This window comes from Clostridium sediminicola (genome assembly GCF_050402865.1).
Taxonomy (GTDB): domain Bacteria; phylum Bacillota; class Clostridia; order Clostridiales; family Clostridiaceae; genus Clostridium_AF; species Clostridium_AF sediminicola.
This window is the reverse complement of sequence record NZ_BAABMF010000005.1, coordinates 248,117-261,285: the sequence shown is the minus strand read 5'-3', so window position 1 is coordinate 261,285 and position 13,169 is coordinate 248,117. Positions and strand designations below refer to the sequence as shown.

Annotated in this window: 11 protein-coding genes and 1 tRNA gene; 11 read left to right on the top strand and 1 reads right to left on the bottom strand. The window is 28.7% G+C overall.

The genetic code is table 11. The features are described from left to right. Window positions 1-188 precede the first annotated feature (188 nt). A complete protein-coding gene (locus ACQ3F0_RS11545; RefSeq protein WP_428865402.1) occupies window positions 189-1,115 on the top strand; it encodes a patatin-like phospholipase family protein in 927 nt (308 codons plus the stop codon). A 72-nt stretch (window positions 1,116-1,187) separates the two neighbouring features. On the opposite strand, the gene ACQ3F0_RS11540 is transcribed toward ACQ3F0_RS11545, so the two are convergent. Next, on the bottom strand, window positions 1,188-1,625 hold the full coding sequence (locus ACQ3F0_RS11540) for a carboxypeptidase-like regulatory domain-containing protein (RefSeq protein ID WP_428865401.1): 438 nt from the start codon (window positions 1,623-1,625) through the stop codon (window positions 1,188-1,190). A gap of 216 nt (window positions 1,626-1,841) precedes the next feature. On the opposite strand from ACQ3F0_RS11540, the gene ACQ3F0_RS11535 reads away from it, so the two are divergent. The 10 genes from ACQ3F0_RS11535 (at window position 1,842) to gap (ending at window position 13,043) form a co-directional block, all read left to right on the top strand. Next, window positions 1,842-2,753 carry a hypothetical protein gene (locus tag ACQ3F0_RS11535; RefSeq protein ID WP_428865400.1) on the top strand — a complete coding sequence of 304 codons (912 nt, stop codon included), beginning with the start codon at window positions 1,842-1,844 and terminating at the stop codon, window positions 2,751-2,753. A 219-nt stretch (window positions 2,754-2,972) separates the two neighbouring features. Continuing rightward, complete coding sequence (locus ACQ3F0_RS11530; RefSeq protein WP_428865399.1) at window positions 2,973-4,103, top strand: glycosyltransferase family 4 protein; 1,131 nt, start codon at window positions 2,973-2,975, stop codon at window positions 4,101-4,103. A 422-nt stretch (window positions 4,104-4,525) separates the two neighbouring features. Further along, a complete protein-coding gene (locus ACQ3F0_RS11525) occupies window positions 4,526-6,022 on the top strand; it encodes a VanW family protein (protein ID WP_428865398.1) in 1,497 nt (498 codons plus the stop codon). 199 nt (window positions 6,023-6,221) lie between these two features. Continuing rightward, window positions 6,222-6,307 (top strand) — tRNA-Leu (locus ACQ3F0_RS11520). A 31-nt stretch (window positions 6,308-6,338) separates the two neighbouring features. Continuing rightward, on the top strand, window positions 6,339-7,166 hold the full coding sequence (locus ACQ3F0_RS11515) for a Cof-type HAD-IIB family hydrolase (RefSeq protein WP_428865397.1): 828 nt from the start codon (window positions 6,339-6,341) through the stop codon (window positions 7,164-7,166). Between the two features lie 130 nt (window positions 7,167-7,296). Continuing rightward, complete coding sequence (gene trmL, locus ACQ3F0_RS11510) at window positions 7,297-7,773, top strand: tRNA (uridine(34)/cytosine(34)/5-carboxymethylaminomethyluridine(34)-2'-O)-methyltransferase TrmL (RefSeq protein WP_428865396.1); 477 nt, start codon at window positions 7,297-7,299, stop codon at window positions 7,771-7,773. 197 nt (window positions 7,774-7,970) lie between these two features. Next, entirely contained in the window at window positions 7,971-9,086 is a 1,116-nt protein-coding gene (locus tag ACQ3F0_RS11505) for a BMP family lipoprotein (RefSeq protein ID WP_428865395.1), read from the top strand. A gap of 361 nt (window positions 9,087-9,447) precedes the next feature. Next, window positions 9,448-10,806: an RNA polymerase factor sigma-54 gene (rpoN, locus tag ACQ3F0_RS11500; protein ID WP_428865422.1), complete on the top strand. Its 1,359-nt coding sequence runs from the start codon at window positions 9,448-9,450 to the stop codon at window positions 10,804-10,806. A 131-nt stretch (window positions 10,807-10,937) separates the two neighbouring features. Next, entirely contained in the window at window positions 10,938-11,981 is a 1,044-nt protein-coding gene (locus tag ACQ3F0_RS11495; RefSeq protein WP_428865394.1) for a sugar-binding transcriptional regulator, read from the top strand. A gap of 54 nt (window positions 11,982-12,035) precedes the next feature. Further along, window positions 12,036-13,043 carry a type I glyceraldehyde-3-phosphate dehydrogenase gene (gene gap / locus ACQ3F0_RS11490; protein ID WP_428865393.1) on the top strand — a complete coding sequence of 336 codons (1,008 nt, stop codon included), beginning with the start codon at window positions 12,036-12,038 and terminating at the stop codon, window positions 13,041-13,043. Window positions 13,044-13,169 lie beyond the last annotated feature (126 nt).

Sequence of the window (13,169 nt, the reverse complement as noted above, 5' to 3'; positions counted from 1 at the left end):
ACGAGTTATGGGACATGTATAAATTAATTATTGAACTGAGATATCTATAAGTTAGGGGAGTATTTTATTTTGTTTAGAAATGTATAAATTTTTAATGGTAAACAATGGTTTTCAATTGTAAAATAATGTATTATGAATAGTATATAATATAGAAATTAATATTAGCAATGCTTAAGGGGATGATATTTTTGTATAGATATAATGCTGTATTTGAAGGAGGAGGTATTAGAGGAATAGGCATAATTGGAGCTTTGAAATTTTTACACAAGTGTGATATTTATTGGGAAAATGTAGCGGGAAGTTCTGTGGGAGCTGTAGTTGCGTCTTTAGTATCCGCGGGATATAATGCTCAAGAACTTCAAAACATTATGTCTGAGTTAAATTATAATGATTTTTTGGATAAAGGTAGATCATTTAGAATACCTTTTCTTGGAAAGCACTTATCAGTTCTAAGAGAGAAAGGAATATACTCAGGAGAGTATGTTGAAGCTTGGATTAGACAACTGTTAAGACAAAAAGGTGTAGTACAGTTCAAAGACATTAGTAATAATGGAGTTTCAAGACTAAAAGTTATAGCTTCAGATATAACTTTAAATCGAATAGTAGTGCTACCAGATGATTTATATAGATATGGGATAGATGGGATGAATTTTGATGTTGCAAAAGCTGTTAGGATGAGTATAAGTATTCCATTTTATTTTAAGCCAGTAAAATTCAATTATAACGGTAATATCAGTTATATTGTTGATGGATCAGTTTGTTGTAATTATCCACTTCGTATTTTTGACAATAAAATCAAATATAAATATTCAACAATAGGATTTAAATTTTTAAACTCATATTCAAGCTATACTTCAAAAGGTAAGACGGATGCAGTGTCATTTTTAAGAGATATTGTAAGTACCATGTCTACTGTATCAAATGATCAAGTTTTATCTGATGAGGATGTACAAAGAACAATATTTATTCCTACTCATGGAGTTGAATCAACTGACTTTGATATCTCAAAGGAAAAGACAATAAAATTATTTAAATCAGGATATAAAGCAGCTACTACCTATTGGGAAAATAAAATAATAGAAGAACACAAGGAGAATGAAAATTTTATAATATAGTATTTTTTCATTAATCTAATAATATTTTTTAAATATAAAGAAAAATTCCTGGGAATACCAGGAATTTTGGTTTTAATCATCAAGATCATCATAATCATCATCGTAGTCATCAGAATGATGGTCATCTGAGCAGGAGCAATGCTCGTTGCAATCATCTTCGTGGTGATTATCATCAATTTGGCAATCTTCAGGATTGATTACTACCTCTTTATTACAAACGGGGTCGGCATACCAAACTTTCACAACATAACAACGACATGGGTTTAAAGGTCCAAATAAAAATTGACCGCAATCATCTGTGAAAGTGTGTGTAAGGGGTTTTAAAGAACACTTTTTGTTAGAAGTTTTTTTAAGAAACAATTTTACAACTGCATTTTTTACTGGTTTACCACACCAATCTACAACTACACCGTGAATAGCACTTCTTTGCTCTTTTGGAATTTTGATAATTGCATCAATTTCTTCATTAGGTTTTGGTTTAAATTCAAACTTTGTTAATCTTGCTCCCATACTTACCTCCTAAAACATATCTCAATTTCATTATATTAAAAAATACAAATTTTGATAACAAAGTTTTGATTTTTTCGGAATTTACACTAAAATAATTGATCTGTAATAAAAGTTCATATCTATTAATATAAATAAGTGTGGTATTTTATTAATTAATTTAATTATAAAAAGGTGTAAAGTAGAGGAATATAATATTTTTAGGAGGAAAATTTTAAAATGGGTATAGTTAGAAATTCTATAGATGTTGTTGGGATTACTAATGCAAAAGATTTACCTACAGAAGTAATTAATGGACATTTTGTTCAATATTCAGAAACAGAGACTTTTTTTATACCTAGAGGTAAATCATTAATAAGAGATATATTTCAAGTAGTTATAAATATTGAAACTAATTCGAAAAGAGAAGTCAAAACACCTATTGGGAGAACAACAATTATTGATGGAACTAAGAATATAAAAGTTATATATTCAGAAAAAGGACATTCTAGTAAAACGAATCTTGTAAATATCAATGTACCATTTAACACATTTACTGAATTAGAAGAAGATAAAGAAATTGATGAAGTAAAAGTATATATATTAGATGCATATTTTTCACTTGTGGAAAATCGAAAATTATATAGTCATTTAGTATATATGGTTCAATTCATATATAAGGATTTTTTGAAAGAGAGTGACGATGAATTCCTAGAAAATACTAAGTTTATAAATGATGAAGATTTTGAATCTGAAGAAGAATATGAAGAAGAATATGAAGAAGAATCTGAAGAAGAATTCTTAGATGAAGATAAAGATAATGATGAGATTAATAGTGATGAGCAAATATATTTTGAATATGAAGAAGAAAATGGTGTTTTGGAGGATATTATAAGCTCGAAAAATGATACAGAGTGCGAAGTTGATGAAATTGAATTTGATATAAATAGTATTCAAGAATATGAGGTGGAAAAAAATGAAGTTATCGAGTGTATACCAGCAGGATTTTTTGAAGAAAGTAATTTAGGTCAATCAGATAAAAAGACAAAGAAAAGAAATAAGAAAAAAAACAAGAGAATTGGAGAAAAGGAGTTAGCACAAGATAGTGAAGAATATGAGGACTACTCCAAATTTGACTGTGAATACTTATAGATAACAACTATAGTGAATTTTAATTTATACATGTCTTTAACTTATAGATATCTCAGCTCAATAATTGATTTATACATATACCATAACTCGATGATGCCCGAGATTTTGGTACATGTATAAATCAAATTTCATGGTAGAATCTCTATAATATATCAGTGAGTTTGAGACTTGTATAAATTTAATCGGAACAGATATCTTTCTAAGAAATGAGGTGGATATATGAAAATTTGTTTAGATGGATTTCCTTTAACTAAATTAGAAGGAACAAGTATGTATTCATATACATTCGAATACTTTAAAAATTTGTTTAAATACTTTCCGCAACCTGATTACCATATTATATGGGATGATTCTGAAAGAAATTATTTTTTAAATTGTAATAAAAAAAACAAGCTTGTAAACCTAAATATTGATAGAAGTAAAAATGATTTTACAGAGCTTGAGAAGCATATAATACACAATAAGATAAATATATATCATTCATTAAATAATGGTTTTAGCATACCAGAAAACAAAAATTGTAAAACAATAGTTACAATATATGATTTATTACCAATGGAAAATTTGGGGTATGTTGATGAAAAATATTTTGAAAAATTCCTAAATGTTTTTCCGAATACTATTAATGAGGTGGATGAAATTATTGCTGTATCTAAGTTTATTAAAAGTCAAATAGTAAAACATTTTAATGTAGATGAACGAAAAATAAATGTTGTATACCCTGGGATTTCAAAAAGATTTAAAATGTTACCTAAATCAAATAGTAAGAAAGTTTGTAAAAAATTATATAACATAGATGAAGATTTTATTTTATATGCAGGAAGTTTACATGCGAGAAAAAACCTACACATTTTATTGAGAATTCTTAAATACATAAAGAAGTATAAATATACAAAAAACATTAAAATGGTTATTGCAGGAGATTATATTGGAAAAAGAAATGAATATTTTTGTAAATTAAGAATAATGGCAGATAAATTAGGAATTGGAGATTCGGTGATTTTTACTGGTAAAATACATTATAAAAATATGCCATACTTATACAATGCATCAGAATGCTTTGTTAATTTTTCTGAATATGACGGATTTCCTTTATCGTCACTAGAAGCTATGGCTTGTGGAATACCAATTGTTAGTAGTAATACTCTATTTAATAGAGAAGTAATAGAAAATGGTGGATTACTAGTAGATTTAGAAGATGAGCTATATCTAAAGGATGCAATTCTTGAAGTTATAATGCATAAAAAATATAGAGAAAGTATAATAGAAAATGGATTGGTACAAGCTAAAAAATATTCTTGGAACAAGAATATAAAATCTACAGTGAAAATTTATGAAAATCTTATATAGTGGTTTAACCATATAGTATGTTAATTACTAAATGAATTATGAAAAAAGTGATAGATAAGAACACTTGAAATGGACTAGTCAAATATATGAACAATTATTTTTCAAAGTTGCTCATATATTTGACTTTTTTTATGTTTTTTATAAAAAAATATTATTATGAAACATTTTTGGCTCAGAAATTGTCTAATGTATGTAAAGTAAGTAAAGCATTTTCAGAAAATCATTTTACGTTTGAAACCTTTTTGTAATAAAAAATATTGAATTTTATGATAAAATGAATTTAATTAAAGAGTTCACAGATAACTAATATAGTTGTTAAGGATAGTGGTTCAAAAAGGGTTTTTCTAATGTAAAAAAAGAGAAATTTACTGTAATATGTAGTGGTTATATAGTATAATATACGAGAAGAGGGGGAACTAGCAATGGAAAACAATTCAGAAAATAAATTAGAAACGACATCTAAAAAAAGAATTAGAAGAAAGAAGAAAAAAAGCAATAATAAGAAAAAAATATTAGGTGCTGTTATGGGTATTGCTATTGTATGTGCTGCAATAATAGGATATTTATATTTAGAAGTAAAAAAATGGGACAATAAAATGATGCCAAACATTAGCATCGAAAAAATTGATTATACAGGCAAATCTAAAGCAGAAGTATTATCTGTACTAAATGAAATTTATGGTAATAATGTTTTGGAAAAAATAGTTGAGATACAAGGGATTGATAAAACATATTCTATAGGATATACAGAACTAGATGTAAAGTATAATATTGATGAAACTGTAGAAAAAGCTTTTGAACATGGCAGAGAATTAGGACTTATAGATAAATTTAAATTAATTAAAAACCCTAAAACTGTAGAGTTTGATTTAGAATTTACGTATAACAAAAAGGCGATTGAAAATGTTATAAATACTATGGAAAAAGAAATAAATGCTGAGCCTGTAAATGCTACAATTAAGTATCTTGGCAATGGTAAATTCGAGGTTAAAGATGATGTTAAAGGTGCAAAGTTAGACTTTGAAAAGCTTTCAAAGGATATTAATGAAAAAATACAAAGTGAAGCTGATGATTTAACTATATTGGCTCCTATTAATGAATTGGTTGCAGATGTTACTGGGGAGCAATTAAGAAGTATTGATTCTAATGTTGGATCATATTCGACTAATTATAAAACTTCTTCATGGGCAAGATCAACTAATATTGATCTTGCAACTAAAGCAATAAACGGAACAATATTAATGCCAGGAGAAGAATTTAGCTTTAATGATGTAGTAGGGAAAAGAACTGAAGCAAAAGGATATCAAGTAGCGCATGTTATAGTAAGAGGTGAGTATGTAGATGGTTTAGGTGGAGGTATTTGTCAGGTTTCTACAACGTTGTATAATGCAGCTTTATTAGCAGGACTTGAAATTACTGAAAGATCACACCATACTTATCCATCAAGTTATGTCCCAATAGGTCGAGATGCAACAGTAGATTATGGAAATATAGATTTAAAATTTGTCAATAATCAAGAGTATCCAATATATATATCTGCGTATACTAGCAATAAAAGTGATTACTTTACAATATACTCAAGTAATAATTTAAACAAAACAGAAGAAAGAATATGGAATGATGTTTATAAAACATTTCCAGCAACTTATAAGACAATTGAAGATCCAACATTGACTGTAGGGACAGAAGAAATTGATAAAAAACCACACACTGGTTATAAGGTGAAAGTTTATCGTCAAGTAACTGAAAATGGGGTTAAAGGAAAAGTGGAAACAGTATCATCAGATTATTTTGTACCATCAAATGGTGAAAAAAGAGTTGGTACTAAAGTTGTAGAAGAGCCAGTAGTAGGTGAAGAAACTCCTACTGAAGGAACTGGCACAGAAGAAACACCTACTACTGAAACTATTGCTGAATAATTAAATATTAATTATGAAGTATTTTAGAAGAAAAAAACACGTTAATACGTGTTTTTTTTATAATGTATGCAATAAAATTGAAAAGTTTGTTAATAATACTTATTTAGGATATAATAAGAAAGTGTTTAATATAAAGAATATAGTGACAAGTTACAATAACTTGTCACTATTATAGATATAACTACTAAGTAGTATATATGCGGATATGACGGAATGGCAGACGTGATAGATTCAGATTCTATTATCCAGAAGGATGTGCAGGTTCAAGTCCTGTTATCCGCACCAATAAAATTCAATGTAAGAGGAGCGAACAAAAATGAGCTATAAATTAATATGTATTGATATGGACGGTACATTATTAAATGATGAAAAGAAAGTTAGTGAGGAAAATAAAAAAGCTATAAAAGATGCTCATGATAAAGGGGTACACATTGCTATATGTACAGGAAGATTATTTACATCAGCAAAAAATTATGGCGATATTATTGGGGTTAAAGCACCTATTATTGCTTCAAATGGTGCGTATATAAGAGAAAAAGATGAAGAAAGAGTAATTTATAAGAAGACTATTGATAGAGATATTGCTATAAAAATATATGAAACAATCAAAAAGTTTAAATTTAGCAAATTTTTCAATACTTTTGATGTAATTGCATCTGAAGGGCCGTTTCCTGATTGGTATATGTATATAAAATTTAATGAAGGATTACCAGAAGAAAAAAGAATTAAGTTAAAAGAGTATGAGACTTTCTATGATTTTATAAAGGAAAGTAATGGAGAAATTTTAAAATTTGTCGCTGCATCAAAAGATATCGAAGAACTAGAAACAGCAAAAGTGGAACTTAGAAAATTAAATGATATTGAAATATTTAGATCTTCACCAATGAATTTTGAAATAAATGCAAAAGGGGTTTCTAAAGGAAATGCTGTGAAAAAATTAGCTGAGATATATGGACTAGATAGTAGCGAAGTAATCTGCATAGGTGATAGCAATAATGACATGTCTATGATTGAGTATGCTGGTTTAGGTGTTGCAATGAGAAATGCTGAAGACGAGGTAAAAGATATTGCTGACTATATTACAGAAACAAATAATAATTGTGGAGTTGCTAAGGTTATTAGAGAGTTTATACTTGATAAATAGAATATATAATTTGAAAAATATTAATTATTTTTAAAATTTTAAAAAATTACTTGTCGATTATTTGTTAATAGAGTATTATAGAATTGAACCTTAAAATTGGTTTGATAAATCTACTTTTGGGAGGGGCAGCATGTCGGAAGAAGTGTTAAATATAGTATTATATCAGCCGGAAATACCACAAAACACTGGTAATATTGGTAGAACTTGTGTTTTAGTAAATGCAAAATTGCATTTGATAAAACCATTAGGATTTGATATAGATGAAAAGAAAGTTAGAAGAGCTGGATTGGATTATTGGAAAAATGTAAACTATGAAATTCATGAGTCATTTGAAGCATTTGTTGAAAAGTACCCAGATGCTAGAATATTTTTAGCCACTACAAAAGGAACAAAATTCTATACGGATGCAAAGTTTGAAGAAGGCGATTTTATTGTTTTTGGAAGAGAGTCATCAGGATTGCCTAAAGATATTATGGAAACCTATACAGAAAGTTCGATAAAGATACCTATGATAGATTCTACAACTAGATCTTTGAATCTTTCAAATACTGCTTCTATCATTGCTTATGAAGCTTTAAGACAAATTGGTTTTCCTAATATGAGATAAGTTTTCTCCATAATTAACAGAGGTATTAGTTCGTGTATCGACAAACTAAAACATAATAAAAGAATAAATTCGTTGAAGTTTGCATACAATTAGCGTATAGTAAACTTATGTCTGAAAATTCAGACACAGAACAAACTAAGTAAATTAAATATTTACATAAAAATATTTAATTAATAGATTTTAGGGGGTAATATATTATGAAAAAGAGAGTTATAGCTATTTTGGCTTCATTAGCTGTTATGACAACATTGTTGGCTGGATGTGGAAGCGGTAACAAAAATGCTACAGACAACAATAAAGCTAATAATAAGACTGAAACTGAGAAGCCAGTTGAAAAAATTGAAACAGAAGTTAAGGTTGGATTATCTACTGATGTCGGTGGAAGAGGAGATAAATCATTTAATGATTCAGCAATTGGTGGATTAGATAAAATTGCTGAAGAGTATACTGTTGAGCCAGCGATTTTAGAAGCATCTAGTCAAGATGATTATGTTCCATACTTAACTGAGCTTGCTGAGAATAATGACTTAGTATTTGGTGTTGGTTTCTTAATGAAAGAATCACTTGAAGAAGCTGCTACTAATGCGCCAGATTCAAAATTTGCAATCATTGACCAAAATGTTGCATTACCAAATGTTGTTTCTATCAACTTCAAAGAGCAAGAAGGTTCATTCTTGATGGGAGTTATTGCTGGTAAGATGACAAAAACTAATGAAGTTGGTTTTATAGGCGGTATTGACATGGAATTAATTCAAAGATTTGAAGCTGGATTTTATGCAGGCGTTAAGTCTGTTAACCCAGAAGCTGCTAAAAACTTATTAGATAGAACTAATGTTGTATATACTGGTGCTTTTGATGATACTCAAGCAGGTCAAGAAGCTGCAAAACAATTATATAACAATGGTGCTGACGTTATTTTCCATGCATCAGGTGCATGTGGTTTAGGTTTATTACAAGAAGCATCTGAGAGAAGAGCAGATGGAAAAGATGTTTGGGCTATAGGAGTTGATTCAGATCAAGCTGCTATGGTTCCAGATTATGCTGATGCTGTGTTATCTTCAATGATGAAAAGAGTTGATATCGCAACTTATGATACAACTAAAAACTTAATTGAAGGAAACTTTAAAGGTGGAGAAACTGTAGTTTATGGTTTAGCTGAAGATGGAGTTGGCTTAGCACCAACAACTGATGCGTATACTCCAGCAGATGTTATTGAATTATGTAATTCATACAAAAAAGCTATAGTAGATGGAAAATTTGTTGTTCCAGCTACATTAGAAGAAGCAGCTACTTTTGAACCAACAGAACTATAGAAAAACTTATTAAAACTAATAATTGATTAGCAAATAAAAATAATTATGTATTATAAAAGCTAGATGTACAGTCACATCTAGCTTTTATTGATGCTAAATATTGATATTAATGTAAGAAAAATCTTTCTGTATTAAATTTATGTTAAAAAAATAATATTTGTATGCAAAAAAAATCTGATAATTGTGATATAATATAAATGAATTAAGCACCATAGAAATTTTGTTTATGAGGCCATCATAAGTAAAGGTTTAGAATTATGTTATTTAATACGGTTAATTTTGAAACTCAGATAATGTACTTTGTTCTAGCAATTCAATATACGACAGATAAAAGAGTATATCAGAGGGTGATAATATGAAAATGGAATTTGATTTAAGGTTAACTCAAGAACAAAAACTAATCATGACTCAACAAATGCAGATGTCTGTTAAGATTCTTCAGATGTCTAACTTTGAAATACAAAATTATATTGATAAAGAATTACAAGAAAATCCTGTCCTTGAAGCAGAAGCAAAGGCAAAAAAAAGTGAGGAAGAAGTTAATTATAAAGAATTAATTAAATACTTAGATGAGGACTATAATTATTCTAATAAAAATTATTATGTGAATAATGAAGAGGAAGTATCTCCATTTAATTTCATTAGTGCAAAAAAATCGTTAAAAGAATATTTGGAAGAGCAAGTCATTGATTTGAAATTATCACGATATGAGAGATATTTGTGCATGTATATCATCGAAGATATAGATAGTAGAGGATATCTTTTCTCGGACAAGCAATCTTTGGCAGAAGAATTAAATATAGGCGTAGAAGTAATAGAAAAAACTCTGGATATAATTCAAAATCTTGATCCAACAGGTATAGGCGCTCAGGATTTAAAAGAGTGTTTGAAAATTCAATTGAGAGCTTTAAGTTATGATGAAGAGGACTTATATACTATAGTTGATGAGTATTTAGAATTAATTGCAGATAACAAGTATAATGTATTAGCTAAAAAGCTTAATGTTTCTAATAAGAAAGCACAAGAATATGGAGATATTATAAAAACCTTAGAACCAAAACCGTCCAGAGGGTTTTATACTGGAGAAGATATTAAATATATTGCACCAGAAGCTATCATACGAAAAATTGAGGATAAATATTTTGTAATAATGAATAACGATAGTGTGCCAAAATTAAATATTAATAATACTTACAAAAATATAATCTATAATGATGAAGATGCGAAGACTGTTAAATATGTTAAAGAGAAAATAAATAGTGCTATGTTTTTGATGAAAAGCATAAATCAAAGAGAAAACACTATATATAGGATTCTGAAAAAATTAGTTGAAATTCAAAAAGATTTCTTTGATTATGGGAAAAATTATTTAAAACCTTTAACTTTGAAAGAAATTGCTGAGATGTTGGAAATACATGAATCTACTGTTAGTAGAGCAATAAGAGATAAATATATTTATACAGATAAAGGAACAATTAAAATAAAAGATTTATTTACTACAGGACTATCTCAAAAAAATAGCGGAGATGATGTTTCAACAATATTAATCAAAAATGAAATAAAAGAAATGGTAGATAATGAGAATAAGAAAAAACCATACTCAGATCAGAAAATTTGCGATATGTTAAAGTCTCAGGATTTAAAAATATCTCGAAGAACTGTAGCGAAATATAGAGAAGAATTAGGTATAAAATCATCAAGTAAAAGGAAAAGATATTAACGGAGAAAGTTCTTCGTTAATTTTTCTTTTTTTTTTATAAAAACTATTTAAAAATTCTACTTTATACATTATAATAGTAATGGGACATAAATGTGTTACCCGGGACAAAAATAAGCCAAGGGGTGTTTGAAGTGTATGACATCTTAAAATTACAACAAAAAATCGTACCAGAGCTTTTAGAAGTACTTCATAAAAGATATTCTATACTAAGAACAATTTACTACAATGCACCTATTGGTAGAAGAATTTTAGCAAATACTTTAGGAATAGGTGAAAGAGTAGTAAGAACAGAAATAAATTTTTTAAAGAAACAAGATCTTATTCAGATAACTTCAGAAGGAATGAAGATTACAGATGAAGGAGAAGAGATACTTGATAAATTAAAAACATTTATTCATGATATGACAGGGCTACATGAAATAGAAGAATATTTGAGAAAAAATTTAAACATTCAGGAAGTATTTATTGTTCCAGGAAATGTTGATGAAAACAGGATTGTTTTAAATGAAATAGGTAGAACTGCTTCAAAGTACATAAAAGACATATTAAAAGATAACAATATAATATCTTTAACTGGAGGTTCTTCTGTAAAGTCAATTATCGATAATATTCCTAATAGGAAAGATTTAAATAATATTATGGTTGTTCCTGCAAGAGGTGGTATGGGTAGAGAGGTTGAAGTTCAGTCTAATACTTTAGCTGCAAGTCTTGCTAAGAAACTTAATGCTAATTATAAAATGCTTCATGTACCTGATAATTTAAGTGATTCAGCTCTTAAGACAATATTGAAGGAAGAAAGCATAAAAGAAGTGTTAGAGTATATAGATAAAGCTAATATACTTATATATGGTATAGGTAGGGCCGAAAGAATGGCTGAAAAAAGAGAGCTTAACTCTGAACTCATTGAAAAATTAAACAGTATGGGGGCAGTTGGAGAGGCATTTGGATGCTATTTCAATATAAAAGGTGATATTGTGTTTTCTACACCAACAGTAGGAATAAAAAATCAACAAATGGTCAAAGTAGAAAAATCGATTGCTATAGCCGGCGGAAAACGAAAGGCTAAAGCCATAATTGCTACTGAAATGTATAGCGAGAATAGCGTTTTATTCACTGACGAAGGTGCAGCAAGAGAAATGTTGAGAATATTAAGTGAAAAAAAAGAAAATAATTAAGTTATATATTAAAAATTAATATAAATGATAATGAAATTTTTAGGAGGTAGTACAATGAAAAAAGTTGCAATTAATGGATTCGGAAGAATCGGAAGAAATGCTTTCAATGCTTTAATCTCAAATTATGAAGGAGAACTAGAGGTAGTAGCAATAAATGATTTAACAAGTCCAGCTACGTTAGCACACTTATTAAAATATGATTCTTTATATGGAAAATTCGAAGGAACTGTAGAAGTTTCAGAAGGTGCAATTGTTGTTAATGGTAAAGAAATAAAAATATTTGCAGAAAGAGATCCTCAAAACTTACCTTGGGCTGATTTAGGTGTTGATATTGCTTTAGAATGTACTGGTTTCTTCAGAACTAAAGAAACAGCTAGCAAGCACATTGAAGCAGGAGCTAAAAAAGTTATTATATCTGCTCCAGCAAAAGGTGAAGATAAAACAATAGTTCTTGGTGTTAACGAAGAAGAATATGATCCTGCAACTCAACATATATTATCAAATGCATCATGTACTACTAACTGTTTAGCTCCATTTGCTAAAGTTCTTGATAGCAAATTTGGTATTGAAGAAGGATTAATGACTACTATTCATTCATATACTGGAGACCAAAGAGTATTAGATGCTCCACATAGTGATTTGAGAAGAGCAAGAGCTGCTGCTGAGTCTATGATTCCAACAACTACAGGTGCTGCTGCTGCTGTTGCATTAGTATTACCACAATTAAAAGGTAGATTGAATGGTATGGCTGTAAGAGTTCCTACTCCAACAGTTTCTATGGTTGACTTAGTTTGTACTTTAAAAACTGAAGCAACTGTTGAAGAAATCAACGCTGCTTTTAAAGATGCTGCAGAAGGTGAATTAAAAGGAATATTAGGTTTCAGCGAAGAGCCATTAGTTTCTATTGACTACAGAGGAGATGAAAGATCTTCAATAGTTGATGGTTTATCAACTATGAAAATGGGAGATAAATTGGTAAAAGTAATTTCTTGGTATGATAACGAAGCAGGTTACTCTAATAGATTAGCTGATTTAACTAAATACGTTGCTGATAGATTATAATTTAAATTAAATATTTTTTAATATAGACATTAAAAAAGGGGTTGGTTTTGTAGATAATCTATAAGGTCAACCCTTTTTACAAGATACATACCCATATATTAGTTGACAATTGACGATAAAGGACAA

Bases quoted from the DNA above. Each gene is read 5' to 3' on its own strand.
- ACQ3F0_RS11540 (WP_428865401.1), bottom strand. From the start codon at position 1,625: ATGGGAGCAAGATTAACAAAGTTTGAATTTAAACCAAAACCTAATGAA.
- ACQ3F0_RS11535 (WP_428865400.1), top strand. From the start codon at position 1,842: ATGGGTATAGTTAGAAATTCTATAGATGTTGTTGGGATTACTAATGCA.
- ACQ3F0_RS11530 (WP_428865399.1), top strand. From the start codon at position 2,973: ATGAAAATTTGTTTAGATGGATTTCCTTTAACTAAATTAGAAGGAACA.
- ACQ3F0_RS11525 (WP_428865398.1), top strand. From the start codon at position 4,526: ATGGAAAACAATTCAGAAAATAAATTAGAAACGACATCTAAAAAAAGA.
- ACQ3F0_RS11515 (WP_428865397.1), top strand. From the start codon at position 6,339: ATGAGCTATAAATTAATATGTATTGATATGGACGGTACATTATTAAAT.
- trmL (WP_428865396.1), top strand. From the start codon at position 7,297: ATGTCGGAAGAAGTGTTAAATATAGTATTATATCAGCCGGAAATACCA.
- ACQ3F0_RS11505 (WP_428865395.1), top strand. From the start codon at position 7,971: ATGAAAAAGAGAGTTATAGCTATTTTGGCTTCATTAGCTGTTATGACA.
- rpoN (WP_428865422.1), top strand. From the start codon at position 9,448: ATGGAATTTGATTTAAGGTTAACTCAAGAACAAAAACTAATCATGACT.
- gap (WP_428865393.1), top strand. From the start codon at position 12,036: ATGAAAAAAGTTGCAATTAATGGATTCGGAAGAATCGGAAGAAATGCT.